Genomic DNA, 26800 nt, shown 5'->3' on the forward strand with positions numbered 1-26800 from the left:
GGACCGCCGGGCGCGGCTGGCCACACCGACGTGCCAGCACGGTTCATCGGCCGTCGAGGACGCCGAAGGCGAGGGCTCGCAGCGCAGCAGTGATCTGCTCGGGCGTGGCGTGACGCTGCTCGCGCTGTTGCTGGTAGACATCGGGGGCCAGCGGTGCCAGCAGGACATCGACGAGCGCGTCGACCTCCGGAGCGCCGGCCTGCACGAGGAGTAGCCGCACATGCGCACGCCAGAAGCCGTACGCCCCGGTCGCGAAGCGCGCCGGCCCGACCTCGGCACCGAGCACGAGCGGCAGGTGCTCCTCGAGCAACTCCACCATCGCTGCGTAGAAGGCGGCCAGCCGCTCTGCCGGTGGGGCACCGGGGCCCAGCGGCGGTGGCCCCGACATCAGCCGCTGCTGCAGGTCGCGCTCGTGCTCGTCGAGGAGGGCCTGGGCGATCGACGCGGTGTCGGGGTAGCGCCGATAGAGAGTCGCCCGTCCCACTCCCGCCGCGCGGGCGATGTCCTCCATCGTCACGCTTCGAGCATCGCCACCGGTGAACAATTTCCTCGCGGCGGCGAGCACCCGCGCCCGGTTCCTGGCCGCGTCGGCCCGTTCGCCGGTCGCGCGAGCGCCGATCGGATTGCCGGTCAACAGGTCGGTGCGGCCGTTCACCAGGCCAGCCTAACAAGTGGACGTCATGTCCGCATCGACTCGGGGTCGGAGCCCAACGGTGGACAGGCCCAGGCTGGTGATCAAGCCGAGTGGCTCGCGAGCGTGCCGAGTCGTTGAATCGCCGCGGTTATCACCGCGCCCGGACGGTCGTGGCAGATCCTTACGAAACTCGAGGTGGCACGGCGATGATGAAAGATCTCCCCGGGCGCGATGAGCAGTCCCGCCGCCCTCGCCGCGGTGACGATCCGCGCGCCGCCGGACTCTCCGGTGTCGATCCAGTGCGTCAGTCCGCCGTCCGGGGCCACGATCCGCCAGCCAGGCAGATGGTGGGCGAGTTGCTCGCAGAGCAGGCGCGACTTCCGCGCGAGTTCACTCCGCCGGGCAGGCAGGAACTGGTCGTAGGCGGCGAGCACGCGAAGCGCCAGGAGTTGACTGGGAATCGGCTGCCCCAGGTCGCGGTCGAAGGCAGGGAGAACGCGTCGGCGTAGCTCGTCGGAAAATCGGATCCAACCGGTTCTCAGGCCCGCCCAACCAGTCTTGGAGACCGATTCGATGGTGATGCTGGGCCCGGTGATCATGCTCGCCAGTGGCACTGGGCGCGTCTGGTAATGCAGGTCCGCGTAGGTTTCGTCGACCACGACGGGCACCTGGTGGGCATTGAGCACGCACGCGAGTTCGCGGAGTCGTTCTGGAGCGGTGGACCGGCCAGTGGGTGAATGGATCGACGTCGCGAGGACGACGAACGCCGGCCGGGTGCGTCGCAGGGCACTTTCCAGGTCGCCGGGGCTGACCCCGTCTTCGTCCGATGGTAGTCCGACCAGAGTTGCTCGGTGGCGCTCGGCGAGGTCGACGACCGCTCCGTAGGTGTACTCCTCAACGAGCACGGCGGCGGTCGGCGACGCGAGGACGTCGAACGCGGCTCTGAGGGCGTGGTGACCCCCGGCCGTCACGATGATCTGGTCCGGGCCGGTCGGCAGACCGATCTCGGTGAGGTGCTTCGCGGCTGCCTGCCGCAACGCGCCCAGGCCGAGTGGCGTCACGCCGTGGTCAGGCAGAACGGTCAGCAGGTCCGTTGCGGTCAGGGCCAGGCCGGGTAGGTGCGAAGCGTCGAACGGGACGGCCGCCGCAAGGTTGACGGTGTGCGGCGCCAGCACTGCACTGGTGAACGGTACGGGCTGATCCGCTGGTTGGGACAGGTCCGTCCGGGCAGCCACGCGGGTACCGCTGCCCTGCCGAGACACGATGACGCCCGCGTCACGGAGGTAGTTGAGCGCGGCCGACACGGTCGGCCGGCTGACGTGGAGGGACTGGGCAAGCAACCGCTCGGAGGGCAGCTGTTCTCCGGGGGCGAGCAGCCCGACCGCGATGAGCTGACGCAGGGCCAGGGCCAGCCGCGCCGCGAGATTCTCGGCCTCCAGGTGGACCCACCCGTCGAGAAGCTGGTCGATCGGGGTGCTCACCCGGCGATCGTACGCCAATTGGCTAGTGCGTCCCCAGCCACTTCCTGGTCATTCTGTCGAGGTGCTGGAGGTCGAAAAAGCGTCGGGCGGGATTCCGCCGTTGACATCAATTCATCTGACGGGTCCCAACAGCCGCCGCATCGCGACAACCGTCGGGACCCTGCTGAACATCACGGCACCGAACTATCTCGGGCTCACCGATCACCCACACGTGGTGACCGCGGCGCGCGAGGCCCTGGATCGATACGGCGCAGGGCCCGGGGCGGGCCCGACAGTTTCCGGCCGCAGCGTCCTGCACGGGGAACTGGAACAGGCGCTGTGCCGGCACCTCGGAGTCGAGGCGGCCGTCGTGATGCCGTCGGGCAGTGCCGCCAACCACGCCGTCCTGGACACCCTCGTCGGCGCGGGCGACGTCATCGTCAGCGATCAGCTCAATCATGCGAGCATCGTCGATGGCTGCCGGCTCAGCCGTGCGGCCGTGCGGATCGTGCCGCACGGGTCCATCGGGGCGGTTCGTGAGGCCGTCTCCACCGCACGTGCTGCGGGCGCCCGTCGAGTGCTCATCGTGACCGACGGCGTCTTCAGTGTCGACGGCGACATCGCCGATGTCCGGGCGCTGGTCGACCTACGTACCGACGAGGACATCCTGATCGTCGTCGACGACGCCCACGGTCTCGGTGTGCTGGGCCACGGCCGCGGTACCGCCGTCCACGCCGGCGTCGACCCGAACGCCGTGATCACGACCAGCTCGTTCTCGAAGGCCCTGGGCGGCTTCGGCGGAGCGGTCATCGGGCCGGCGTGGGCGGTCAACCAGATCCGCGCCCGGGGCCGCGGCTACATCTTCTCCGCGGCGCTGCCGCCGCCCACGGCCGCGGCAGCGCTGGCCGCTCTTGATCTGATCTTCACGACCTCGCTGGTCGACCGGCTGTGGGAGAATCAGCGCCGTTTCGTTGATCTCCTCGCCTGCCGGGGATTCGCGGTGCGATCGCCGACACCCGTGATACCGCTCATTCTCGGGGACTATGCAGTTGCGCTGCGCACCGCGGGCGCCCTGCTGCGGGCCGGCGTTCTCGCGCTGCCACTCGGGCCGCCCGTCACGGCCGCCGACGGCGCCCGGATCCGGTTCGTCATCACCGCCAGCCACACCGCCGGCGATCTCACCGCCGTCGCCGACGCTTTGACATCATCGATGCAATTCGAAGGGGCTCTGCCATGACCATCGACCCCGTCCACGCCGAGCGTGTCCGCAGCGCTGTTGCCGAACGGCGTGACGAGATGATCCGCCTACTGATCGACTTCTGCGCAATCCCGGCGGAGAATCCGCCGGGCTCATCCCTGGTCGACTCTCAGGCGTGGATCGAGCGGACTCTGGCCGGCTACGGCATCCCTTTCGAAAGCCACCACACCTCACGGTCGGGTGACGAGCACCGCGTGATCATCGGCTCGATCGGCGACTCCGGACCGGTGATGTACCTGCACGGCCACTACGACGTGGTGCCCGCCTTCAGCGCCGACCAGTTCTCGCCCGCGGTGCGAGACGGAGCAGTGTACGGCCGCGGCGCGTCGGACATGAAGAGCGGCCTGGTGGCCATGCTGATCGGCGCTCTGGTCCACCGCGATCTCGGCGGCCTCGGGCGCATCCGGCTCGTCTACGTGCCCGACGAGGAGACCGGCGGGGAGCACGGCTCTGAACGCATGGTCGAACGCGGCCTGATCGACGCCGAGGACTGTGTCGGGGCGATCGTGGGCGAGCCCAGCTTCCCCGAACTGTGGTACGCCGCTCGCGGCGCCTTCACCGTGAAGGTCACGGTCCATGGTCGCCCGGCGCATGTCGGACTGCACTATGCCGGAGTCAACGCCTTTGAGGAAGCTCATGAGTTGATCGGGAGGTTGCTGGCCTATCGCGACTCGATCGCCAGGCACAAGACCAACATGAAGATCACCCCAGCGGCGGCCAGGGAGTCGATCATGTTGATCGGTGGCCTCGCCTCCGGCGGGACGAACTTCAACATCGTGCCCGACACGTTCAGGTTCACCATCGATCGTCGGCCGAACCCCGACGAGGATTACCCGGCGGCACGTCAGGAACTGCTCGATGTGATCGAGGACTTCGGCAAGGACCATCGCCTGACCGTCGAGGTTCTTCAGGACGTGCTTCCCGCCTACACCGACGAGGACGTCCCGCTGATCCAGACGCTGCGAACGGCGGCACTCGCCACGAACGGCCGGACGGTGCCGCTGTCCATGTGCCCGGGCTGCCTCGAGACTCGCATCTACAGCAACCTCGGCATCCCCTCGGTCGCCTACGGCCCGGGCCCGCTCGCCGAGATGCATTCGCCCGACGAACATGTCCCGATCGGCAACCTCCTCGAGGCCGCTGCCGTCTACGCCATCACGCTCGGACAGCAGTTGGGGACCGGCGAGCGAGACGTCCCGTGAGCCGGATGGTGTCTTTCGAGGACAGCCGCCGGGGATGTCGTGGTGCGGGTGATCACCCCGAAACGTCGCTCAGGTAAGCCCGCGTTCCGCTCCAGCTGACGCTGGTCCGGCCCGCCGGACCAGGAGCAGGTAGCGCTGTTCCTGGTTGGCGTCAGTCCGGCCGCACGTTCCGCTCCGCGGCGCCGAAGGATGCCGCGCCCGCGCCCAGCCGCAGCAACCGGTTTCGCAGGCTGGCGGAGCAGCGTGCGCAGGAAGGCGGTTGGGCAACCCGGGCCAGGCAGGCAGTCGGGCACCGGGCGGTCACGCAGCCCGGAAGGTCGTCCGGTAGGCCTGGGGCGACACGCCCACGATCCGCCGGAAGTGCGGTCGGAAGGCGACAGCGTCGGCGAAGCCGCAGCGACGGGCCACCCCGTCGATGTTGAGGGTGGTCCCCTCCAGCAGCTGCTGCGCGCGTAGCACCCGCTGGTGCAGCAGCCACTGCAGCGGTGACGAGCCGGTGGCCTGCCGAAACCGGCGGTCGAAGGTGCGCCGGCTCATGTGCGCACGGGCCGCCAGGGCGTCGATGTCCAGGCCGGCGTCGTCGAGGCGAGCGAGGGCGTAGTCGATCGCGTCGCCGACCAGGTCGGCCTGCTGGCTCTCGCGCACCGGGTACTCGATGAACTGCGCCTGCCCGCCCGTCCGGTGCGGCGCCACCACCATCTGCCGGGCCACGGCGTTCGCGGCGTCGACGCCGTACTCGCGGTGCAGCAGGTGCAGGCAGGCGTCGATGCCGGCGGCGCTGCCCGCGCTGGTGATGATCCGGCCCTCGTCGACGTAGAGGACGTCGTGGGTCACCTGCGTCGACGGATGCCGCCTGGCCAGCACGTCGGTGTAGAGCCAATGCGTGGTGGCGCGACGGCAGTCGAGCAGGCCCGCCTCGGCGAGCACGAACGCGCCGAGGCAGAGCCCCGCGACGATCGCTCCCTCCTCGTACGCCGCGCGCACCATGTCCAGCGCCTCGGGCGCGACCGGGTCGCACGACGGGTCGCGCCAGCCCGGCACGATCACGATGCCGGCCGTCGCGAGCGCGCTCAACGGGTACGGCGCGTGCAACTCGATGCCGGCCGTGGTGGCGACCGGGCCCGGCCGTTCGGCGACGGTGACGACGTCGAACCGCGGTCCGCCGCGGGCGGACAGATCGACGCCGAAGACCCGGGGTGGCACCGAGAGCTCGAGCAGCCCCGCCCCGGCACCGAGCAGCACGCCGACGGCGGTGGCCGAGCGGGTCGAAGCCAGCGACGCGGGCATGGCGCGATTCTATCGTGTGATGTGGTTCAAGCCACTGCCGCTGACGGCCTACCCGTGTCAAAGTGCTGGTTATGACCGACCCTCCGATGAGCCGCCCACCGGCCGCCCGCGGCGTCTTCGTCGGGCGGGCGCTGCTGTGGGTGTGCGCGCTGGGCGCTGCGGCGGCGGCTGTGGCGTCTCTGGCCGCCGTGGCCGATGCGGCGCCCGAGGCGAAGGTGGCGGAGGCCTGGCGTGGTTACGGGTTCCTGGTGTTCGCCGGGTTGTTCGCGCTGCTGGCGGTGCGTCCCGGACAGCATCCGGTGGTGTGGGTGCTGGTGATCGGCCACAAGGCGGCCATGACCGTGACGGCGTTGGCGTGGACCAGATCCGGGGTGCCCAACACCAACACGGTCGCTGTCGCCGACGGGGTCGTCACGGTGTTTCTCGTCGCCGCATACCTCCTCACCCGTCCCGCCCGGACATCCCCTGACCGGAAGCCGGACCGGAAGGACGCAGGGACCCGTTAGTCACTCCTGCCGTCGTCACTCTGGCGGTGTGCGCTCGACGAAAGCACCCGCGCGATCGGACCGGACATTCGGCTAGAGGAGCGCTCTAGCTAAGCGAGAAGGGTACGGGCCAGCGTGTCGCTTGCCCATTCCCTCCAGGCGTCCGGGTGCCAACCCCGCTCGTGTACCAGCAGGTGATACGACTCGGGCGCCAGGATCGTCAGCGCCATGTCGGCCGCGCGCAGCGCGTCCAGGCCGGGCCGCAGTCCCGACTTCGCGGCGAGGGCGCCGGTGAACACGGCCAGCACGGTGTGCCGTTGCGCGATGTCGGTCCGGCGCGGGTGCCCGGCCCGGTCGTCGCTCGCGCCGCCCAGGGCACCGGGGCTGCCGTGATCATCCCGGCCCAGCTCGCCCTGCTCGCCCGGACCTTCACCGAACCGGCGGCCCGCCGCCGCGCATTCGGGGTGTGGGGTGCGATGGGAGCCGCCGGCGCGGCGATCGGCACCGCTGCCGGCGGCCTGCTCGCCCAGGGGCTGGGCTGGCGGTCCATCTTCCTGATCAATCTGCCGATCGGCGTGGCCGCGCTGGCCGGTGTCGGGCGGCTGCTGCCTGCCGATCCGGCCCGCCGGGCGATGTCCGCGGGCCGGCTCGACCTGCCCGGGGCGCTCCTCGGCACCGGCGGGCTGCTGCTCATCGGATACGCCCTCCGCGCCCTAGCCGACCCGGCCGCGCGCCCGACCGCCGCCATGCTGGTGGTGGCGTTGGCGGTACCTGCTGCATTCGTGGCGGTGGGGCCCGCGCCGCCCGACCGCTGCTGCCGCTGCGCCTGTTCCGAGTCCGTGCGGTCACCAGGTCGTCCGTCGTCAGCGCCCTCGTCGGCGCCGCCCACGTCCCCGCCTTCGTCCTGCTGGCCCTCTACCTGCAGAACGTGCAGCACTACAGTCCGATCCAATCCGGTTTCGCCGTCATGCCGATGGCGATCGTGGGCCTGGTCGTCGGCCGGATGGTCCTGCCGCAGGCCATGAAGCGCTTCGGCGCCCGGACGGTGCTGGCCGCCGGACTGGGACTGCAGACCCTCGCGCTGGTGTGGTTCGCCGCCCTGCCCGCCGCCTTCGTCGGCGTCACCGTCCCCGCCGTGACGGCAGTCGACGATGGCGACACCGGGGTCACCGCGGGGATCATCAACACCACCCAGCGGGTCGGTTCCGGCCTCGACGTCACCGCCGTCCTCCTCCTCGTCGAGGCCGCCGCCCGCGGGTCCGGCCCCGCCGCGTATCTTGGCGGCCTGCACGCCGGATTCGTTGTGAGCGCCGCCCTGGCCGCTCTGGGCGGACTGCTCGCCGTCATGTTGCCGCGCGCGGCGCCGCGCTCCGAGGCCCCGTTGCCGGCAGCAGCGCGGGAAGGGGCGCGGTCCGGGCCTGCGACCGCGGTTGACGAGTGAGCGACCCGCCGGGAGGCCGAGGTATGGCGGAAGCGAGCGACCATGCGGGGGCGGCAACCCTCGCCCCACGAGGGTGCATCGCGCAACGCGATCAGCCCGACGAAGGCCAAGACCCCGTAACCGAGCTACGTCTCCGCCGCCTGATGACGCACCAGCCGTACCGCGGGAGCCTAACGCGTCAATCGGCAGAGGTATCATTAGGTTGTGAGTGACCCGACACCGCTCGTGGGCGAGCCGCTAGCACTCGACCTGGTCAACACGGTGGTGCGGAACGGCGACACCACTGTCGACCTGCTGGCCACGCCCGCGCAGTTGCAGGCCTGGCTCGCCGCCCAGGCCGAGCGCGTTCCCGACCTGCCCGACGTCATCGCGGGCGAGATCACGCCGGACGACGTGGTCACCGTCCAGGCCGTACGCGGTCACATCGCGGTTGCTGTCGACCATGCTCGGCGCGGCCTGGCACCGCCGGCCGCCGCGATCAAGGGCATCAACGACAGCCAGCGCAGAGCCCCGGCCGTCCGGGAGCTGCGCTGGCTGTCGGGAGCGGTGCAGGCTCGCGTTCACCGCGGGGGAAGCCTGGGTGAGCAGCTTGCCGCCCGTCTCGCCGAAGCCGCTGTCGACCTGCTCACCGATCCAGCGGTAGCCACCATCCGCCAGTGCGAGGCCGAGAGCTGCGTCGTGCTGTTCCTGCCGGCGCATCCCCGTCGTCGCTGGTGCTCCCGCACACGATGCGGCAATCGTGCCCGCGTCTCCCGGTACTACCAACGGCACAAGGCAGGACGGTCAGGGCCGGCCGGCACCGCTTCCGATGGTCAGCGGCAGTGACGCCTCACGGGGTGGGCGGCGTCGGGCGAGGGCCGCGATACGGCAGGGTGGCGCTGTATACGACGTTGGTGGTGGTGCTGCCGAACGCCGCGAGCTCGTTGACGACCTGCTCCAGGTGTGCCATCGACGTCGCGGCCACCTTCAGCACGTAGCAGTCGTCTCCGGTGGTGCGCAGGCACTCCAGAATCTCCGACCGTCGCTCCAGCAACCGGTGCAGCGGTTCGTGCCGGCTGCCGGGATACTTCAACCGGACCACCGCGAGTACGGCGAAGCCCGCCTTGGCCAGGTCGACCTCGGCGCGGTATCCGGTGATGACGCCGATCGCCTCCAACCGCCTGACCCGCTCGCTGGTAGCCGAAGCGCTCAGCTTGACCCGGCGGCTCAGTTCGGTGATCGGCACCCGCCCATCAGTCTGCAACTCGCACAGGATAGACCAATCGACGGGGTCAAGATTCTCGGCCACTGCTCCAATCTACCGGCGAATCCACGGTGAAAGCCAGCAAAGGCAGGGAGCATGGTGTTCCCAGCTCGTTCTCACGCCGGTTAGCGTAGGACTCGTGCAAATCGGCGTGAACGTACCCAACTTCGCCCCGGGCACCGACCCCGGCGTGCTGCGGCAGTGGGCGCAGACAGTGGAGGGCCTCGGGTTCGACCTACTGATGGTCTCCGATCACATCGCAATCACCCCGGACGTGGCCGAGCAGTACCCGGCACCCTTCTACGAGCCGTTCACCACGCTGTCCTGGTTGGCCGGGATCACGTGCCGGGTCCGGCTGGGCACCACGGTGCTCATCGTTCCGTACCGGCACCCGCTACTCACCGCCCGCATGGCAGCGAACCTCAACCGGCTCAGCGACGGGCGGTTCGTCCTCGGCGTCGGCGTCGGCTGGGCACGGCAGGAATTCGAGGCGCTCGGCGTGCCGTACCGGAGGCGTGGCGCACTGACCGACGAATATCTGCACACCATGCGCGACGCCTGGCAGGACACCGACGACTACCAGACGCCCCCGATCCCGATCTGGGTCGGTGGCAACAGCGACGCCGGCATACGCCGCGCGGTCCTCCTCGGTGACGCCTGGCACCCGCTGCGGTTCACGCCCGAGTGGCTGGCCGAGGCGGCCGGCCGGCTGAAGATCACCGCCGACGAACTCGGCCGGCCGGTGCCCGCGATGGCGCCCCGCATCGCCCTTCGGGAGACCCGGGAACCGGTCACCGCACCGGACCGACTCGCCGGTGTCGGCACCATCGACCAGATCATCGCCGACCTCGACCACATCCGCCTGCTCGGCGCGGAGACGGTGCTGCTCGACCCGTTCAACGACGACCTGACCGAGATCCGCCAGCCCGAACGCGCCTGGCGGACCCTCGCGGCGGTTGCCGCGTATCACAGATCCCAGGAGGACCGATGACACCCGACGACGAGAAGTTTCTCCGCCGTGCCGTGGAGATCGCCAGCCAGGCCGGGGCGTCCGGCGAGCGGCCGTTCGGTTCGCTGCTGGTCGACGCGGACGGCACCGTCCTGATCGAGGACCACAACACCGTGGTCTCCGACTCGGACATCACCGCCCACCCCGAACTGAAGCTGGCCCGCTGGGCCGCCCGGGAACTCGCCCCCGACGTAGCGGCCGGTACCACCATGTTCACCAGTTGCCAGCCCTGCCCGATGTGCGCGACCGCGATCGACCGGTCCGGCCTCGGCCGGGTGGTGTACGCCCTGTCCGCCGAACAGTTCGAGGACGTCAAGCCGGCCACCCCGCCACTGCCCCCGGTGCGGTACGAAGGGCCGGCGCTGTTCGACGAGGCCCGCAAGCCGATCGACAACTACTACTGATTCGCGCTCCGGGGGATGGGACGGCTTCGCCGTGCCATCCCCCGGACGTTGGCGCTCTGCTTGATTCTGTACCTACTAGTACGTACATTGCGAGCATGAACGCCTCGGAACGGTTGATCGCGAGCACCCAGGAGCTGCTCTGGGAGCGGGGCTACGTCGGGACCAGCCCCAAGGCGATCCAGCAGCGCGCCGGCGCCGGACAGGGCAGCATGTACCACCACTTCGCCGGCAAGGCCGACCTCGCGCTGGCGGCCGTGCGGCGCAGCGCCGAACAGATGCGCACGCTGGCTGACGCCCAGTTCTCCGGCACCGGATCGGCGTTCGAGCGGATCTCGGCCTACCTGAAACGGGAACGGGACGTGCTCCGCGGCTGCCAGATCGGACGGTTGACCCAGGACCCGGACATCATCGCCAGTCCGGCGCTCCGGCGACCGCTGCAGGAAACCTTCGACTGGCTGCGGCAGCGGCTGGCCGGCGTACTCGCCGAAGGCAAGGCCCGCGGCGAATTCCCGCCCGCTCTCCACCCCGCCGACACCGCGGCCGCGATCGCCGCCGTGCTGCAGGGCGGCTACGTCCTGGCCCGGGCCGCCGGCACGGTCGACCCGTTCAATCAGGCGATCGACGGAATCCTCGCCCTACTCGCGTCCCAAGCAGCCAGCGCCGCGGAGTGATTCATCAGCAAGCTCTCGGCAGCGGAAGCCGCCGAGGAACGGGCGCGGCGGATCCGGCCTGAGAACGTCCAGGGAAAGTGAGCACCCCGACATGCACGCCAAACAGTACGAACTTCGGCTTCCTGCCAACTACGACATGGACATCATCCGGCACCGGGTGGCAACAAGAGGGCATCTCACCGACGCGTACGACGGGCTGGGGCTCAAGGCGTACCTCATCCGCGAACGCGGGCGCGACGGCTCGCCGGTCAACGAGTACGCGCCGTTCTACCTCTGGGCCGCCACCAGCGGCATGAACCGCTTTCTGTGGGGAGCCGGTGGATTCCGCGGGATCATCGACGACTTCGGGCGGCCCGCCGTCCGAAACTGGATAGGCGCCGCGTTCGAGCACGGGCCGGCCCGACGCGGCACCCCCCGCGCGGCCACCCGCCACACCGAAGCCATTCCGGCCGGCGTCGATCCCACCGGCGCGGTGGAGCGGGCCCTCGATGACCTGAAGCAGCGCGCCGGCACGCCGGGAGTGCATTCGACGGCCCTCGCCGTCGATCCCCACCATTGGGAACTGGTGCAGTTCACGCTCTGGGAGCACACCGCCGCCGAGACAGCCGGAACCCGCTACCAGGTGCTGCACCTGTCCACCCCGCACCTCACCGACCTCAAGGTGGGACGGCACTGGTGAGCCCGAGCCGCGGTTCACTGTCTGCCGACGACGAGCGTCGGCCGGCCCCAACTGCTTCAGCACCGTCATCGACCCGTGCGGCACCAGCCCGGTGGGCAGCTATCCCTGACCGCGATGCGCGCGCACGTCGGTGCGGCCCCACCTGCCCTTGAGGTCACGCAGCTCGACCCACTGGACCCGGTCAGGCAGGTAGGGGGACGACGACAACTCGTCGCCCGGCTCGAGCCCGAGCATCAGAGTCAGCAGCAGCAGTGGGGTTCCGGCCGACCACGCCTGTGGGCTACAGGCCGTGGGGTACTCGACCGGGAAGCAGGTCAGGCCCCGCTCGTAGCCCGCGAACGCTTCAGGCAGCCGCCCCTGGAAGAAGCCGGCCGCGTCGATCATGGCCCTGCGCGACCCGCGCCGATTCCCGCCGGAAGCCGTAGCGCTGCAGGCCCCAGGCGATGAAGGAGTTGTCGAACGGCCAGACCGTACCGACGTGGTATCCCACGGGGTTGTAGCGACCCTCCCGAGTGGCGAGCGTCCGGATCCCCCAGCCGGAGAAGAGTTCGTCGCCCATCAGGTGATCGACGATCGCGCGAGCCTTGTCGTCATCGACGATGCCACTCCACAGCAGATGGCCGATGTTCGAGGAAAGTGAGTCGACGCGCCGGCCCTCCTGGTCCAAGGCAATGGCGTAGAACTGGCGGTCATCGATCCAGAAGTCGCGGTTGAATCTCGCCTTCAACTCGGCGGCGGCACGCTCCAGCTGGTCGGCGTAGTCCGGGTCGCCCCAGCGGAGCCGGGCGAGCCTCGCGGCGCGGACCTTCGCGTCGTAGGCGTATCCCTGGAGTTCGCAGGTCGCCCGAGGAAAGCCCGGTAGGGAACCGTCATGGAACGAGACAGCGTCCCACGAGTCCTTCCAGCACTGGTTGACCAGGCCCGTGTCCGGGTTGCGCGTCTGGCGGCGCCAAACCGGACAGCACCTACTCCTGGGTGATGGCGGTGGGAGCGACGATCACCGTGGGACGAGGCTGTCGAGAGTGCGGCGGACCTTGTCTGCGGCGTGCGGTTCCTCGAGGCGCATGGCTGTGTTGGCTGCGGTGAGCACCGCGTCGATCTGGAAGGCGGCCAACTCGGTGTCCACGTCAGGCATCTCGCCGGCCGCGATCGCGTGGCGCAGCTGTTCGGCAAGGAGAGCCAGCCACGCCTGGCGGTGGTGTCGCAGGGCGTCGCGGACCGGGCCGGGTCGGCTGTCGAAGTCGGGAAGGTTCGCCGCCCAGAAGCAGCCGCCCCGGAAGAGCGGCTGCTGGGCGTAGGAGATCCAGTGTTCGATGAGTGCCCACAGCCGGGCGGAACCGCGCGTCGCGTCTGAGGCGGGCCGCACGACCGCGTCCAGGAACGTCTCCCGGGCGGTCTCGACGGTGGCGAGTTGGAGTTGTTCCTTGCTACGGAACAGGGTTGCCACCCCGCTCTTGCTCAGCCCCAGATCGGTGGCGAGACGGCCGAGGCTCAGCCCGTCCAAGCCCGTCAGGGAGGCGATGTCTGCGGCGTGACGGGTGATCGCCCTTCTGGCGCGCGCACCGCGGATCAGGCGTTGATCGCTGGTCATGGCAACTCACTCATCGGCACTTGCGAAATACGTACGAACGATCGTACGTTTTGTTGGTGACTACAGCAACCACGCGTCTGGTCGAAGAATCCGATCCCTACTGCCTGACCGCGGCGCATGCCGCGGCATTGCTCGGCCAGGCGCCGTGGCGCCGCTTCGCGACCATCGGCGACAGCCTGTCGGCGGGCACCGGGGATCCGAGTCCCGGTTATGCCAGCCTGGGATGGCCCGCCCGGGTCGCGGACGTCCTGCGCCGGGTCCATCCTGACCTGGCCTACCTGAACCTCGCCGAGGTCGGCGCAACCACCGACAAGGCGTTGCGCACGCAGCTGGACCGACTCGTGGAGTTCGGCCCCGACCTGGTCCACGTGCCCTGTGGCGCGAACGACCTGTTCCGGCCAGACCCGGACTACGCGGTCATCGCGCGCGAGCTGGGACGGGTGTTCGACATCGCTGCTGGGACCGGGGCCCAGCTGACGGTGTTCACGCTGGGCAGGGCGTTCGTCGTTCCGCGATACGCGGACTGGAGCGACCGGGTGCGCAGGGTCAACGAGATCACCCGTGCCCTGGCCAGTCGCCATGGCGCGGTCCTGGTCGACATGTGGGATCACCCGATCAACGACCGTCCGGACCTGCTGAGCGCGGACCGCATCCACTTCGCCGCGGCCGGGCAGGCCGTGATGGCCGCGGAAATCGTCAAGGGCCTCGCCGGTAGCCTCCGGCCAGGGCGATGAGCGAACCCGGCGTCGGCGATCTGCCGCGCCGGTCTCCGGTTACACAGCATCCCGGCGACGTTGAGGTCTTCCACCACGACTGTGCCGTGCTCGTGGGCAAGCCGGGTGGTGAGCTTGTGCAGACCGTCGCGCAGAGGTGTGATGCGGCTGTATGCCCGGCCCAGCTTGCGCTGGGCGTGCTGCCACCGGTTCGAGGGCCGCTGGCCGGTGCGGCGGTCCGGTCCATGTCGGCGCGACACGCGGCGGCCGAGGGCGCGCAGCCGCTGATCGCGGTTGCGGTAGTCCGCGGCCACCGGTCGGTCGCCGTCGCCAGCTCGTCCGGCAGCCGTACGCCCAGCTCGCGCTGTGCGCGTCGCCAGCGCCGCTGGGAGCTTTCCACAACAGCACCTGCTGGAGCGGACCACCCTGGATCACCCGTCGGTAGCCTGCCTCGTCGGATCTCAATCAGACGGACGCACCCTGCTCCGCCGAGGCGGTGGCGACCGCTCCTGCGGGATGGCGAGGTTGCCGCGTGCAGAGCAGGGCGACGGCGGCTGCCGGCGCAGCAAGCAGTGCCGCAACGACTGGCAGCGCGTGCGAGCCAACAGCGCCCACTACCGCGCCGCCGGTCCAGGACCCGGCGCTGATCCCCAGGTTGAAGGCGAGGAGAAACACGGCCGAGGCGCTCGTCTTCATCGCCGGCAGAGCGGACATGACCGTCGACTGCAGCATGATCGGCAGAGCCGCGTACGTCGCGCCCCACAGGGCTATGGCCACCAGGAGGCCGCCCGGCCAGGCAGCAGTGGCGGCAATTCCGGCCATGGCCACGACGAGCAGACCCACACTGGCTGGCAGGCCGAGTGGGACGCGCCGATCCACGAGGACGCCGGCTGCCCACGCTCCCGCGATCCCGGCTCCACCGAACACGGCCAGGGCCAGACTCGATCCGGCCGCGGGAAATCCGTACGCCATCAGGACCGGGACGAGATAGGTGTGCAGCGCGAAATGCCCGCCCATCACGATCGCTGTGGTAGCGGCGATCGCCAACAGCACCGGCTGACGCAGCGCGTCACTGATGCCCGACGGGCCGTTGGCGGGAGTTCCCGGCACTTCGGGGAGCGCTACCGGCGCGGCGGCCATGATCGCGGCGGCCATCAGCGCGAGCGCCGCGAAGGAGACTCGCCACCCCACAGCATCGCCGAGCGCGGTGAATGCGGGGACCCCGACCGTCAGCGCGAGGGAGTTGCCACTGAACACGAACGCGACCGCTCGTCCAGCTCGCTCGGGCGGGACGATCGCCGTGATGTACGCGGCCATCCCGGCCCACAACACGCCGTGACCAAGCCCAACCACGACCCGGGCGACGAGCGCCACCTCGTACGAGGGCGCGACCGCCAGCAGAGCGTTGCCGGCGGCGAACGCCGCCATCACCGCCATGAACAGCCGCCGTCGTGGCCGCCGGTTGGTGAGCGCGATCAATGGCAGCGTGGAAACCATGACCGTCGCGGCGAAGATCGAGACGAACAGGCCGATCCGGTGGTGGTTCACCTGGAAGTTGTCCGCCATCTGCGGGAGCAGCCCGGTCGGCAATACCTCCGTGGTGATGGTGGCGGTCGCTGCGAGAAGCAGGACCGCCACCGCCGGGAGGGCACGGTGACTGCTCGGGTTCCTGCCTGTCCTCGTCCCTGGGCTGATGGTCACTTGCCGGAAGAAGCGATCCGGTCGAGGAAGCCGTCGATGAGCGGGGCGATCTCGGGCAGTTTCTCCTCAAGGGCGAAGTGACCCGTGTCGAACAGGTGCAGTTCGGCGTCGGGCACATCCTTCAGGTACGCCTTGGCGCCGGGCGCGGGGAAGAAGGGGTCGTTGCTCCCCCAGACGATCAGCGTTGGCGGCTTGTGCGTCCGCAGCCACTCCTGCCAGCGGCTGTACTGCTGCACGTTCGACTTGTAGTCGAAGGCCAGGTCGATCTGCGGCTGGACGCGGCCAGGCTGATCGAGGAAGTGTTGGTCGAGGGTCCAGCCGTCAGGAGACACCTCCACCGGGTTCGAGGTGCCGCTCTCGTACTGGAAGCGGGTCGAGGCCAGCGTCAGCAGGTTGTGGATCTGCTCCTCGGCGTCCGGGTCCTCGGGCCGCAGCGCGATGAAGTCCCGCGCCCCATCGGAGAGCCCATCGGCATACGCGTTGCCGTTCTGCACGATGAGGCCCGCAACGCGGTCCGGCTGCCGCATGGCGAGGCGGAAACCGACGGGTGCGCCGAAGTCAAACATGTACAGCACGAAACGGGTCAACCCGAGCTCGTCGACGAAGCGCTCGACCACGTCCGCGAGCCGGTCGAAGGTATAGGTGAAGGGACCACCTTCCGTCGCCGAGACGGGAACGTCGCTGTGGCCGAAGCCCGGGTAGTCCGGGGCGATGAGGCGGTAGCGGGTGCCCAGCGCGTCGATGAGCCGCCGGTACTGGTGCGAGGCGGACGGGAAACCGTGCAACAACAGAACTGTCGGCCGCTCTGTGCTTCCGTCCTGCGAGGGGACGGACTCCCGGTAGAAGATCCGGAGTCCGTCCACGTCGAGGTGCCGGTGCCTGACCCGGGTCACGTTGACAACCACTGCCACATCCCTCCTGTCGCTGTGTTTGCATTAGGGTATAACCCAGCTTCTGCTAATGCGTCAAGCCGTCGAGGTGCCATTAGGTGGCCCTGATGGGCGAGCCGCTGGCGCTCGACCTGATCAACGGTGTGGGGTGGAACACGCTCGTCACGCGGCCGCTGGTCCTGTGACACCGGTTCTCCGACTTACCGGCGTTGCCCGCGTCACGCTATCTTGCCATTGACAAGATGACCTGACCAGCAAAGACTCGTCCCGTCATACGTGATGTCAGTAGGCCGGGACCCACTCGCGGCCGGCCGGCGAGAGACGCTGAGGAGAAACCCAATGGTCGCGCTCCCCTGGATCGCACCCAATTCCAGTGACGGTCATGACGAGGCGGTGGTGATGGCCTCCCGTCTGGAAGTCGCCTCGCGATCGCACGTACCACGGTTCTTGTGGAAATCACTGATCGCGTGGCGCCAGCTCGGCAAGGCGCCCGGCGTCCTTGGCGCCTCGCTGGACGCCGACCTGCTCGGTGGCGTCTTCTGGACGCTGTCGGCATGGACGGGCGAAGACACGTTGTCCGCCTACGCTCGCAGTCAGCCGCATCGCGCGATCATGCGCGACCTTCGCCCAACCATGCGCAACTCCAACTTCGTCTACTGGAAGGTCCGCACCAGCGAACTGCCGATCGCCTGGCAGGAAGCGCGGCGACGCATCACACAAACCCGGGCGGAACGCGCCGAAGGCCTCCCGTCTTGAGGTGACCTGGTCGACCTGGCGCCCGAGCGCCTCCCACAACCTGTGGCGGGGGTCACGGCGGCTCGAGAAATGGACGCCCTGTCCGGTTGGTTGCTACCGTCGAGCAGCGCAAGCGGACAGGGTGTCCGCATGCTCGGAAGAAGGGGAAGGCTGTCATGGCCAATCTGCTGCACCTGGACACCAGCGCCCGCCGTGCGTCGCACTCCCGCGCACTAGGCAGGTTGTTCGCCGAGCAGTGGCGGGCGGCGAGTCCGGAGAGCACCTACACCTACCGGGATCTCGCCGCGAATCCGGTGCCGGTGATCGGGCAGGCGTGGACCGAGCTCTGCGACTACGCCCTCGAGCACGGCATCACCGATCCGGGTCGCCTTGTCGAGGGGGTGCGCACCCCGGCGCAGCGGGAAGCGTGGGCCGTCGTCGAACCGCTGCTGACCGAACTGGTCGCGGCGGATGTGCTGCTCATCGGCGCTCCGATGTACAACTTCTCGATCCCGGCGAGCCTGAAGCTGTGGATCGACCAGGTGACGTTCCCGCGCGCGTCGTTGGACGTCAAGGTGGTCGTCGCCTCCGCCCGCGGCGGCTCGTACGCACCCGGTACGCCCCGTGAGCCGGTCGACCATCAGGAGCGTTACCTGCGTGACTTCTTCCGGGGTCACTTCCAGGTCGACGACGTGACCGTCATCAACGCCGAGTTCGTCAACTCGACAGTGGACCCGACGCTGGAGAAGTGGCGCGAGTCGTACGCCGCGTCGTACGCCGAAGCGAAGCGGGCGGCGTCCGACCTCGCCCGTGTCCTTGCCGCCGGTGATCCCGTCACGGCCGGGGGTGCCGCATGAGTTGGCTCATCCTGGCGCTGGCCGGCCTGGTCGAGATCGCCTTTTCACAGAGCATCAAACCGACGCAGAACTTCACCAGGCCGCTGCCGACCCTGGTGTGTTTCGTCCTCGGCGCCGGTTCCATCTACCTGCTGTCCCGGGCGATGCAGGACCTGCCGGTCGGCACCGCCTACGCCGTGTTCACCGGCATCGGCGCCATCGGAGCGATCTCACTGGGCATCGTCGTGCACAAGGACCCGCTCAGCATCGGCCGGTTCGCCGCACTCGCACTGATCATCGGCGGCATCGCGCTCGCCCGCGTCACCAACCCAGACTGAAGGCCGGGGAACCACCGACATGACCACACCTACGACCCACCCACGGGACCTGACCCCGCCGAAGGGGGTCATCGTCGTCTTCGCCGACATCTGGTGCTCGTTCGCGCACATCGCCATCCACCGGATGCACGTCACCCGGCAACGGCTGGGACTCACCGACCGCGTCGTCTTCGACCTGCGGGCGTTCCCGCTGGAACTGCTCAACACGGCGCCCAGCCCTCGCCCCGGCACGGACAGCGAGGTGGCCCGGCTGGCCGCGCTGGAACCGGACGCCGGCTGGCAGCTGTGGCAGGCCAAGGACTGGACCTACCCGTCCACCATGCTGCCCGCCCTCGAAGCCGTCCAGGCCGCCAAGGAACAGGGGCTGCGCGCTTCGGAGGCCCTCGACCGCGCACTGAGGCGGGCGTTCTGGGCGGAGTCCCGCAACGTCAGCTACCTGAAGACGATCCTGGACGTGGCCGACGAGACCCCCGAGGTCGACGCCGCCGTACTGGCTGCGGCGCTGGGCGACGGGCGGGCCCGCGCCGCGCTCACCCGCCAGGCCGAGATCGCGGCGACCGACACCGTCGTCTGCAGCCCGCACCTCTTCCTGCCCGACGGCACCGACAGCGCCAACCCCGGGATCCGATCCGGCTGGTCCGGTGGATATGGCGTCGGCTGGCCCGTCATCGAGCACGATGACCCGGCGGTGTACGAGGACCTGTTGCGCCGCGCGGCACGGGGCGGGGCAGCTACCCGGGCACCGGCATGAACTCGCTGCAGGGTGGATTCGAGGGTGACCACCGGGCCCACCCTGGCATTCGTCCGGACCCTCCACGCAGCCGCCCACGACTGACGTCGTCAGCGAGCCATCAGGGCGCGAAGGCGCGGGGATCGACGCACGAAAACGGCGTACCGGTCAGCCGCACGCGCTGCCGTCTCCGAACGGTTCGCCGCCGGAGGCCGCGCCGGAAGTCCAGTACAGATCTTCAATCAGAAGGGGCGTGACATTCGTGGACGGCTCCCCCGGCAGCTCTCGTGCTGCCACCGTCGGCCGAGCCATGCTGTGGGTCTGCGCGCTCGGTGCTGCGGCATCCGCCCTCGCGTCCCTGGGTGCGGTGGCCGCTGCGGCCCCTGAGACGAGGATCGCGGAGACGTGGCGCGGCTACGGTCTTCTGGTCTTCGCAGGGCTGTTCGCGCTGCTTGCGTCGCGCCCCGGGCAGCATCCCGTCGTGTGGCTGCTGGCGATCGGCCACAAGGCCGCCGTGACGGTGACCGCGCTGGCGTACGCCGGATCCGGCGTCTCCGACGCGACGACGGTCGCCGTCGCCGACGGGGTCGTGACGGTGTTCCTCGTCGCCGCGTACCTGCTGATTCGTCCCGCCCGAACAAACTCGACCTGATCACGAAGGAATCCCTCATGGAACCGTTGATCACTCTCACCGCCGTCACCCTCGGCGTGCGTGCCGCCGGCGCCCTCGGCGCCCGTCGGCTGGCCTCGTGGCCGGTGGCGCTGCGCGGTGGTCTCGCCGCCATGTTCCTGCTGACCGCCGGCGCCCACTTCATCGGCAAGCGCGACGAACTGGTCGCCATGGTGCCGCCGGCCCTGCCCGCGCCCGAGCTGTTGGTCACCGTGACCGGACTGCTGGAAGCGGCCGGCGCCCTGGGGCTGCTGTACCGGCCCACCACACCATGGGCCGCCGCCGGCCTGACCGCGATGCTCCTGGGGATGTTCCCCGCCAACGTGTACAAGGCGGCGGAAGGGCTCAGCAACGACTTCACCGACCAGCTCGTGCCGCGCACGATGATGCAGCTGATCTTCCTCGCCGCCACCGTCACGGTGACGGTCCATTACATCCGGGCCCGCCGGGCGACGCCGAGCCGTACCGACCGGAACCCGTAGACAAGTCCGCCTGACGATACCGCGTGACGGCGTTGGGCCCACCGTCGACCATCGCGCAGATACGATGCCAGCGGGAGGAAGGGCCCGTCCTGCACCGCAGGTGCCGGTGCGGCCCAGGGCCGCCCCGTGAATGATCAACCGAAGTCTGGTTGGGGTGTGCGGGGAGATCGTCACAGTCGGCCGCGCCCGACGGCGTTGGCGCGGCCCCACCGACCAGGGATGTTGAGCAGTCCGATCCGGCCGATGTCCGTGGGGAATGCGGGATCGACCACCAGGTGGTCGCCTTGTGGTTCGAGGCCGAGCATCGTCCGCAGCAAAAGCATCGGCGCGCCGGTCGACCAGGCCTGTGGGTTGCATGCAGTCGGATACTCAACCGGGTACTTGGTCAGCTCCCGGTCGTACCCTGCGAACGCCTCCGGCAAGCGTCCGCGGAAGTATCTGGCAGCGTCGATGATGCCTACGGCGACACGGCTGGCTTCCTTTCTGAAGCCGTAGCGCCAGAGTCCCCAGGCGATGAACGAGTTGTCAAAGGGCCACACCGCGCCCACGTGATAGCCGATCGGATTGTACCGAGCTTCGCCCACGGCCAGCGTTCGTACGCCCCATCCGGAGAACAACCGGGGCCCGAGCAGGTGCTGAGCGATCCGGTCAGCCCGCGACGTCTCCACGATGCCGCTCCAGAGCAGATGACCGATGTTGGAGGACAGTACGTCCACCGGTCGCCTCTCGTTGTCGAGCGCGAGGGCGAAGAACTCCCCGTCCTCGACCCAGAAATCGCGATTGAAGCGATCTTTCAGGTTGGCTGCTTGCTCTTCCAACTCAGCAGCGTACCCAGGGTCGTTCCAGAACTCACGGGCCAACCGGGCGCCCCGAACTTTGGCGTCGTAGGCGTAACCCTGTAGCTCGCAGGTGGCGCGAGGAAAGCCAGGCAGTCGGCCGTCCCGGTAGGAAATCGAGTCCCAGGAATCCTTCCAACACTGGTTCTCCAACCCGTTCTTGGTGTTGCGACGCTGATACCAGACGTAGCCATCGCCCATGAGATCGCCGTACCTGTCAATCCACCTCAGGGCGGCACGAGCTTCGTACTCAAGAAGGCGGACCAGGTCGCCGTCACCGGTCCAGCGCTCGTACTCGTCGAGCAGAACCACGAACAGAGGGGTGGCATCCGCGGAGCCGAAATATGCGGTGTGCGGCTGCTCTTCGAATGCAGCCGACTCTCCGTACCGGATTTCGTGCACGACCTTGCCCGGCTCCTGATCACGAAAGTCGTCAAGGCAATGGCCCTGCGTGGCTGCCAACACGCGGAGCGCCGCAGCGGCAAGGTCGGGTCGGAACGGCAGCGCCTGAAGGCTGGTGAGAATGCTGTCGCGACCGAACAGCGTCATGAACCAGGGCAGTCCGGCTGCCGGCACACTCATGCCAGCGGAGACGTGCGAGACGAACCGCAGCGCGGCAAGGTCGACCATGCCGCGCTCGTACGACTCGGTCAATGCGTCGTAGCTGCTGACCAGCTTCGGTGCATCTTCGAGCCACCGGTCCAGATCCTGCCGCATACTCAGCTTAACCTGGCTTGCATGGGCTCGTAGGCTTGCCTGGATCGCCCGTCCCGGCGCGGGGAGCACCGATGTCTCCACCTGCAGACTGGTGAGCCACCTCCGGTTCGGGTCGATCCGTACACGGAAGGTCAGCCCGTGCTCGTCAAACTCGGCCGGCTCACTGGACCAGATCACGGTTTCCCGTCGGAACATTTCCCGCTCGTACATGAAACGCAACGAACCGTCAGCGACGCGGCTCGACCGTATTCCCATCTTCTCGAGTGTCACGTTCTTGACCTCGAACAGATCAGCGAAGTCGCAGTCGACGTCAACGCGGATTTCCAACTCGAGCGGATCCTCACCATGGTTGAGAACCGTCAGTTCTTCACTGAAACTACCTCCGATCGTGCGCTGCCGGACAACCGACAGTGCGGAATCGGCGTCATGCGCGGGCGCACCCGGAACGAGAAAGAAGCGAGTCTCGAAATACTGCAGGTCGTCGACGGACAGCGCGTGCAGCCGTTGGCCGTTGATCTTAAGCTGCCATGCCGACAGGAATCGCGTGTCGAACGAGAAGAGGCCGGTCGGAAAGGTCGACGACGGATCGATGTCGCCGTTTCTGTCGCTGACAACGAACGTGTTGCCGTCCAGGATGCTGACGTACTCACCCATCGCTGGCGCCCTTTCCTGCGTTTGGCGAACCCGGGTCATGCGCGCCGGCCGGCCCTGGGAGAAGCTTCCGGAAGGTGGTGAGCAGCAGCATGTCGCCCTCAACCGTGACCTGATTCCGGAACAGCGCCGCGATAAAGTTCACCTCGCCCGTGACGATGCGGTCGAACAGCTTCTTGTCCGCGTGGACGACGCAGTCCGCGCTCTGGTCGTGCCGCGAAGTGTGTACGATGCCCTGATCGATCCGGAAAAGCCAGTGATCGGTCCGCTCACCGGATTCAAGATCGAAGCGGATCGTCCCTCTCCTCAACCGCGACAAAGTTTCGGGGTGGGTATGGTCGAGCCGTTGCATGAACTCCGCGCTCGGGTCGCGCATCAACTCGCACTCCCATACTGTTCCGTGTCTGCCTGGCGTACGTCCTCCGGAAAACCGACGCTGGCCACCCGAGCCTGCCGGGCGGGCCCACGTGCACCGTCCCGCCGTGAAGGGTGACCGGGCATCACCCGGAAGTGGTGATTTCACATGCTGGCCTGTGTTGCCCTGGTGGGAGCGGCCTACCAGCGCGGATAGGCGTCTGCGCAGGCAACCACCGGAGTGTGCGGCCGCACGGCAAGGTCTGGATCGAGCCGCGCTGCCTCCGCGACCTCACGGCACCGCACGAACCGCACGTCGGAGCACTCCTGGGCGTACTGGATGAGCTGGCGCAACGCAAGGGTTCGGGAGGGATGGCCGGTCAGGAACGGGTGGATGGTGAGGTTGAACAGGGCCCCGAACCGGCGCCTGGCATCCAGCTCCAACCGCCACATCTCCAGCACCTTGGCAGGAGACTCGATGACCTCGCCGACGTGCGGCGAGGGCAGGAAGGCGTACTGCTCCCAATCGTCGAGCGACCAGTGGACCGGCAGCTCCACCACCTCCCCGGCACGTGTGGAAATCCGGTACGGCCGGTCGTCCCCCATCAACGAAGAGTCGTACGACAGGCCGTGCTCGGCGACCAGGATGACGGTCTGCCAGCTGGCCTCCCAGAGGGCCGCGCGGTGACCAACCACCGGGATGCCCTGATCGGCGAAGACCTCGAGCCCACGGACGAAGTCCGCTCGCTCCTCCTCCGGCGTCAACTCGGTGGGCGACCGGTGGCTGTAGGAGTGGTGGGCGACCTCATGGCCGCGCTCGGCGATGGAGGCGGCAAGCCCTGGTCGTTGCTCGGCGACCCAGGCCGGCACGAAGAACGTGGCCGGCACCTGCGTCTCGTCGAGAAGGTCGAGCAACCGCGGCACGCCGACGTCGGGGCCGTATGCCTGGTGCGACATGGCCGTGGCATGTTCGGCGTACCGGCGTCCGCGGGCGAGAATTGGGCTCTCCGCGTCGACGTCGAAGGTGAGGGTGCAGACCGTCGCGGCTCCCCCGTGCCAACTCGCTCTCATCCCAACCCAGCCGTCCCTTCTTCATCGAGCCAGCGCAGCTCACAGGTGCGATACGCTGGCGAGTCCAAAGGCATCGATGCGCCCCCAGCGTCCGGGGATGTCGAGTAGTTCGATCCGCTCGATGTGTGCAGGCAGCACTGGATCCACCAGCAACTTGTCTCCGAGCGGTTCCATGCCGAGCACGCTGCGGAGCAGCAGCAGAGGTGTGCCGGCGGACCAGGCCTGGGGACTGCAGGCAGTCGGGTAGCGGACCGGGTACTTGGTGAATTTACGGTCATAGCCGCCGAAAGTCTCGGGCAGCCTCCCCTCAAAGAACTGGGCCGCGTCGATAATGCCCTCCGCGATACGGGCTGCTTCGGCTTTGAATCCGTAACGCCGCAGTCCCCACGCGATGAAGGAGTTGTCAAACGGCCAGACCGTGCCCACGTGATAGCCGATGGGGTTGAAGCGTGCCGCACTCGCGGCCAGACTGCGGACGCCCCAACCGGTGTAGAGGTCCGGCCCGAGCAGGTGCTCGGCGATCTTGTCGGCCCGTTCCGGTTCGACAATGCCACTCCACAATAGGTGACCGATGTTGGAAGAGAGGGCATCGACAGGGGTGCCGTCGGCATCAAGGGCGAGGGCGTAGTACTGCCGGTCCTCGAGCCAGTAATCACGGTTGAAGCGTTGCCTGAGGTCGGCTGCACTCTGTTCGAGCCGTTCGGCGTAGGCGGGGTCGTCCCAGAATTCACGGGCAAGACGGGCTCCGCGAATCTTCGCGTCGTACGCGTAGCCCTGCAGTTCGCAGGTAGCGCGAGGGAAGCCGGGGAGCCGCCCATCCCGGTAGGAGATCGAGTTCCAAGAATCCTTCCAGCACTGGTTCAGCAGCCCGAATGTCTGGTTGCGGCGTTCATACCAGATGTAGCCGTTACCCGCGAGGTCGCCGTAGTCATCGATCCACTCGAGGGCCGCGCGGGCCGGGCGTTGCAGATGCCGCACCAGCTCGCCATCGCCAGTCCAGCGCTCGTACTCGTCGAGGAGCACCAGAAAGAGCGGGGTGGTGTCGGCGGCCCCGAAGTACGAGCTCTGTGGCTGCTCCTCGAACGCGGCGGTTTCCCCGTACCGCCACTCCCGCATGATCTTGCCCGGCTCCTCGTCGCGGAAGTCGTCCAGCTTGCTCCCCTGCATGCTCGCCATCAGGTTCAGCGTGGTGGCGGCGAGCTCCGGCACGAACGGCAGCACTTGGAGACTGGTGAGAAGACTGTCACGGCCGAAGATGGTCATGAACGACGGCAGGCCGGCAGCCGTTACGCTGTGCCCGCCGAAGACCAGCGGCGACAGTCGCAGCGACGCGAGATCCACCAGGCTGCGTTGGTATGTTCTCAGCAGCGGTTTGTGATCCGTTGTCAGGCGAGGTGCCCGCCCGAGCCATTCGTCCAACTGCTGGCGCATCTGCGGCCTGGCCCGGCTGGGTCGACCCTGCAGGCTTGCCCGAATTTCGCGCCCGTTGGCTCCGAGGATTTCCACGTGCAGATCGGTCGACCACTCGCCTCCTGGCTCTAGGCAAATACGGAATGTCAGTCCCTGGTCGTCGATATCGGCTGGAGCGGTTGTGGAAACGACGCTCTCGCGTCGGAAGGTCTCCCGTTCGTAACCGAGAAGAAGAGATCGCTCGTCGGTGCGACTGTAGTAGGTACCCTTCTTCTGTTTCGCGTCCTGCGCCTCGAACGGGTCGGCGAAGTCGCTGTCGACCTCCATGCGGATCTGCAGGTCGACCGGCTGCACGTCATGGTTGAGGATTTTCACCTGTTCGTCGAGGCCGCGTCCGATCGAGCGCCAACGAATCACCGAGAGCTTGGCGTCGATGTAGTGGCTGGGGGCACCGGGGACGAGGAAAAAACGGCTTTCGTAGTATTGCAGATCGTCGACGGACAGCGGGTTCAGCCGACCGCCGTTGATGCTCAGCCGCCACGTCGAGAGAAATCGGGTGTCGAATGCGAACAGCCCAGTGACCGCCGTCGGAGTCGCGGCCATGTCACCACGTCGATCACTTATGGCGAACGTGTTTCCGTCCAGGAGTCTGACGAGATCATCCTCCATGGCTAGCCCTCCCATGATGGACGGCGGGTCTCGGATCATGCGCCCCAGGCGGCCCCGGAAGGATTCGCTGGAAGGCGTCGATCAACTGTGGCCGGTTTCCCTCGATCGTGATCTTGTTACGCAACCATGCCGCGTGGGCGTTCGCCTCGCCGCAGGCGAGACGGTCGAAAAGCGCGCCGTCGGTGCGCAACACGCAGTCGGCAGCACCTTCTGCCCGTGACACGCTGACGTCGCCCTGGCAGATGGAGAGAAACCAGTGATCGGTTGAATGATCGCGCGCGAGGTCGAACCGTATGGTGCCCTTGACCTCGGTGAGCAGAGGCTCGTGACCGCGACGGCCAAGCGCGTCGAAGAACTCCTCGGTCGGGTCCGTCATGAGCTGCTCCCTCTGTTGCCCTCCGCCAGGCAGCATCGCCAGGGCAAGGGTTACCGGACATCACCCGCAATGGGTGAGGTCGCCAAGGCTCTGCTGACTCTCGCCGTCCGCACGTCACGTCGGACGCGGTCCTGGCCTGGCGAATGACCGAGGTTGGCGAAAGATGGAGGCTAGTCTGATGCGGGTGTAATGCGACCACGCGGAACGCGGCTCGGCACGAGGCTGGTCGGAATGGGGCCTGGGTGAGTGGAATGACT

General features: G+C 68.3%; 28 protein-coding genes and 3 pseudogenes. 17 read left to right on the forward strand and 14 right to left on the reverse strand.

Going from position 1 to position 26800, the window contains the following annotated elements:
* Positions 1-43 precede the first annotated feature (43 nt).
* Together FHX32_RS19425 and FHX32_RS19430 are read right to left on the reverse strand one after the other, a co-directional pair.
* The gene (locus tag FHX32_RS19425; protein WP_167184881.1) at positions 44-655 is read right to left on the reverse strand and encodes a TetR/AcrR family transcriptional regulator; all 612 of its coding nucleotides are present in this window, start codon (positions 653-655) and stop codon (positions 44-46) included.
* An 80-nt stretch (positions 656-735) separates the two neighbouring features.
* On the reverse strand, positions 736-2115 hold the full coding sequence (locus FHX32_RS19430; RefSeq protein ID WP_167184884.1) for an aminotransferase-like domain-containing protein: 1380 nt from the start codon (positions 2113-2115) through the stop codon (positions 736-738).
* A 61-nt stretch (positions 2116-2176) separates the two neighbouring features.
* On the opposite strand from FHX32_RS19430, the gene FHX32_RS19435 reads away from it, so the two are divergent.
* Complete coding sequence (locus tag FHX32_RS19435) at positions 2177-3331, forward strand: aminotransferase class I/II-fold pyridoxal phosphate-dependent enzyme (RefSeq protein ID WP_167184887.1); 1155 nt, start codon at positions 2177-2179, stop codon at positions 3329-3331.
* The gene (locus FHX32_RS19440; protein ID WP_167184891.1) at positions 3328-4554 is read left to right on the forward strand and encodes an ArgE/DapE family deacylase; all 1227 of its coding nucleotides are present in this window, start codon (positions 3328-3330) and stop codon (positions 4552-4554) included. Before FHX32_RS19435 ends, FHX32_RS19440 begins: the two co-directional genes overlap by 4 nt.
* Before the next feature lie 300 nt (positions 4555-4854).
* Here FHX32_RS19440 and FHX32_RS19445 read toward each other — a convergent pair whose 3' ends face one another.
* Entirely contained in the window at positions 4855-5841 is a 987-nt protein-coding gene (locus tag FHX32_RS19445) for a helix-turn-helix domain-containing protein (protein ID WP_167184894.1), read from the reverse strand.
* A gap of 86 nt (positions 5842-5927) precedes the next feature.
* Between FHX32_RS19445 and FHX32_RS19450 the strand changes: the two genes are divergently transcribed.
* The 4 genes and pseudogenes from FHX32_RS19450 to FHX32_RS19465 all read left to right on the forward strand — a co-directional run bounded on the left by FHX32_RS19450 (position 5928) and on the right by FHX32_RS19465 (position 8592).
* Entirely contained in the window at positions 5928-6347 is a 420-nt protein-coding gene (locus tag FHX32_RS19450) for a hypothetical protein (RefSeq protein ID WP_167184897.1), read from the forward strand.
* Positions 6348-6667: 320 nt separating this feature from the next.
* Positions 6668-6970, forward strand: a pseudogene (locus FHX32_RS35220) (MFS transporter); the annotation flags it as partial.
* Positions 6971-7023: 53 nt separating this feature from the next.
* Positions 7024-7767, forward strand: coding sequence for an MFS transporter (locus FHX32_RS35225; protein WP_486481243.1), 744 nt, complete (start codon positions 7024-7026; stop codon positions 7765-7767).
* 204 nt (positions 7768-7971) lie between these two features.
* The gene (locus FHX32_RS19465) at positions 7972-8592 is read left to right on the forward strand and encodes an ABATE domain-containing protein (RefSeq protein ID WP_167184903.1); all 621 of its coding nucleotides are present in this window, start codon (positions 7972-7974) and stop codon (positions 8590-8592) included.
* 4 nt (positions 8593-8596) lie between these two features.
* Here the strand turns inward: FHX32_RS19465 and FHX32_RS19470 are convergent, their stop codons facing one another.
* Positions 8597-9055 carry an Lrp/AsnC family transcriptional regulator gene (locus FHX32_RS19470; RefSeq protein ID WP_167184906.1) on the reverse strand — a complete coding sequence of 153 codons (459 nt, stop codon included), beginning with the start codon at positions 9053-9055 and terminating at the stop codon, positions 8597-8599.
* Positions 9056-9149: 94 nt separating this feature from the next.
* Between FHX32_RS19470 and FHX32_RS19475 the strand changes: the two genes are divergently transcribed.
* From FHX32_RS19475 to FHX32_RS19490, 4 genes are all read left to right on the forward strand, one after another.
* Positions 9150-10001, forward strand: a complete 852-nt coding sequence (locus FHX32_RS19475) for an LLM class flavin-dependent oxidoreductase (RefSeq protein WP_167184909.1) — start codon at positions 9150-9152, stop codon at positions 9999-10001.
* Positions 9998-10423, forward strand: a complete 426-nt coding sequence (locus FHX32_RS19480; RefSeq protein WP_167184912.1) for a nucleoside deaminase — start codon at positions 9998-10000, stop codon at positions 10421-10423. Before FHX32_RS19475 ends, FHX32_RS19480 begins: the two co-directional genes overlap by 4 nt.
* A gap of 95 nt (positions 10424-10518) precedes the next feature.
* Positions 10519-11094 carry a TetR/AcrR family transcriptional regulator gene (locus FHX32_RS19485; protein WP_167184915.1) on the forward strand — a complete coding sequence of 192 codons (576 nt, stop codon included), beginning with the start codon at positions 10519-10521 and terminating at the stop codon, positions 11092-11094.
* A gap of 91 nt (positions 11095-11185) precedes the next feature.
* A complete protein-coding gene (locus tag FHX32_RS19490) occupies positions 11186-11773 on the forward strand; it encodes a DUF4865 family protein (protein ID WP_167184918.1) in 588 nt (195 codons plus the stop codon).
* Positions 11774-11872: 99 nt separating this feature from the next.
* Here the strand turns inward: FHX32_RS19490 and FHX32_RS19495 are convergent.
* Both FHX32_RS19495 and FHX32_RS19500 read right to left on the reverse strand, forming a co-directional pair.
* Positions 11873-12716, reverse strand: a pseudogene (locus FHX32_RS19495) (amylo-alpha-1,6-glucosidase); the annotation flags it as partial.
* A gap of 54 nt (positions 12717-12770) precedes the next feature.
* The gene (locus FHX32_RS19500) at positions 12771-13364 is read right to left on the reverse strand and encodes a TetR/AcrR family transcriptional regulator (RefSeq protein WP_167184921.1); all 594 of its coding nucleotides are present in this window, start codon (positions 13362-13364) and stop codon (positions 12771-12773) included.
* A gap of 56 nt (positions 13365-13420) precedes the next feature.
* On the opposite strand from FHX32_RS19500, the gene FHX32_RS19505 reads away from it, so the two are divergent.
* Entirely contained in the window at positions 13421-14098 is a 678-nt protein-coding gene (locus tag FHX32_RS19505; protein ID WP_167184923.1) for an SGNH/GDSL hydrolase family protein, read from the forward strand.
* Positions 14099-14154: 56 nt separating this feature from the next.
* On the opposite strand, the pseudogene FHX32_RS35230 reads toward FHX32_RS19505, so the two are convergent.
* The 3 genes and pseudogenes from FHX32_RS35230 to FHX32_RS19520 all read right to left on the reverse strand — a co-directional run.
* A pseudogene (locus FHX32_RS35230) lies at positions 14155-14502 on the reverse strand (transposase); the annotation flags it as partial.
* Between the two features lie 40 nt (positions 14503-14542).
* Complete coding sequence (locus FHX32_RS19515) at positions 14543-15715, reverse strand: MFS transporter (RefSeq protein ID WP_167184926.1); 1173 nt, start codon at positions 15713-15715, stop codon at positions 14543-14545.
* A gap of 59 nt (positions 15716-15774) precedes the next feature.
* Positions 15775-16683 carry an alpha/beta hydrolase gene (locus FHX32_RS19520; RefSeq protein ID WP_167184930.1) on the reverse strand — a complete coding sequence of 303 codons (909 nt, stop codon included), beginning with the start codon at positions 16681-16683 and terminating at the stop codon, positions 15775-15777.
* 324 nt (positions 16684-17007) lie between these two features.
* Between FHX32_RS19520 and FHX32_RS19525 the strand changes: the two genes are divergently transcribed.
* The 6 genes from FHX32_RS19525 (at position 17008) to FHX32_RS19550 (ending at position 20459) form a co-directional block, all read left to right on the forward strand.
* Entirely contained in the window at positions 17008-17424 is a 417-nt protein-coding gene (locus FHX32_RS19525) for a DUF3291 domain-containing protein (RefSeq protein WP_167184933.1), read from the forward strand.
* Positions 17425-17579: 155 nt separating this feature from the next.
* Positions 17580-18260 carry an NAD(P)H-dependent oxidoreductase gene (locus FHX32_RS19530; RefSeq protein WP_167184936.1) on the forward strand — a complete coding sequence of 227 codons (681 nt, stop codon included), beginning with the start codon at positions 17580-17582 and terminating at the stop codon, positions 18258-18260.
* Complete coding sequence (locus FHX32_RS19535; RefSeq protein WP_167184939.1) at positions 18257-18577, forward strand: DMT family transporter; 321 nt, start codon at positions 18257-18259, stop codon at positions 18575-18577. Before FHX32_RS19530 ends, FHX32_RS19535 begins: the two co-directional genes overlap by 4 nt.
* A 19-nt stretch (positions 18578-18596) precedes the next feature.
* Complete coding sequence (locus FHX32_RS19540; RefSeq protein ID WP_167184942.1) at positions 18597-19328, forward strand: DsbA family protein; 732 nt, start codon at positions 18597-18599, stop codon at positions 19326-19328.
* A gap of 232 nt (positions 19329-19560) precedes the next feature.
* Positions 19561-19959 carry a hypothetical protein gene (locus tag FHX32_RS19545; protein ID WP_167184945.1) on the forward strand — a complete coding sequence of 133 codons (399 nt, stop codon included), beginning with the start codon at positions 19561-19563 and terminating at the stop codon, positions 19957-19959.
* 17 nt (positions 19960-19976) lie between these two features.
* A complete protein-coding gene (locus FHX32_RS19550) occupies positions 19977-20459 on the forward strand; it encodes a DoxX family protein (RefSeq protein ID WP_167184948.1) in 483 nt (160 codons plus the stop codon).
* Positions 20460-20629: 170 nt separating this feature from the next.
* On the opposite strand, the gene FHX32_RS19555 is transcribed toward FHX32_RS19550, so the two are convergent.
* From FHX32_RS19555 to FHX32_RS19575, 5 genes are all read right to left on the reverse strand, one after another.
* The gene (locus tag FHX32_RS19555; protein WP_167184951.1) at positions 20630-22666 is read right to left on the reverse strand and encodes a glycogen debranching N-terminal domain-containing protein; all 2037 of its coding nucleotides are present in this window, start codon (positions 22664-22666) and stop codon (positions 20630-20632) included.
* A complete protein-coding gene (locus FHX32_RS19560) occupies positions 22659-23039 on the reverse strand; it encodes an SCP2 sterol-binding domain-containing protein (RefSeq protein WP_167184954.1) in 381 nt (126 codons plus the stop codon). The genes FHX32_RS19555 and FHX32_RS19560 overlap by 8 nt, the downstream gene beginning before the upstream one ends.
* 179 nt (positions 23040-23218) lie before the next feature.
* Complete coding sequence (locus FHX32_RS19565; RefSeq protein ID WP_167184957.1) at positions 23219-24088, reverse strand: polysaccharide deacetylase family protein; 870 nt, start codon at positions 24086-24088, stop codon at positions 23219-23221.
* Between the two features lie 39 nt (positions 24089-24127).
* Complete coding sequence (locus tag FHX32_RS19570) at positions 24128-26167, reverse strand: amylo-alpha-1,6-glucosidase (RefSeq protein ID WP_167184960.1); 2040 nt, start codon at positions 26165-26167, stop codon at positions 24128-24130.
* Positions 26157-26543 carry an SCP2 sterol-binding domain-containing protein gene (locus FHX32_RS19575; protein WP_167184964.1) on the reverse strand — a complete coding sequence of 129 codons (387 nt, stop codon included), beginning with the start codon at positions 26541-26543 and terminating at the stop codon, positions 26157-26159. Before FHX32_RS19575 ends, FHX32_RS19570 begins: the two co-directional genes overlap by 11 nt.
* Positions 26544-26800 lie beyond the last annotated feature (257 nt).

The sequence above is a fragment of the Micromonospora sp. CNZ280 genome, assembly GCF_011759515.1.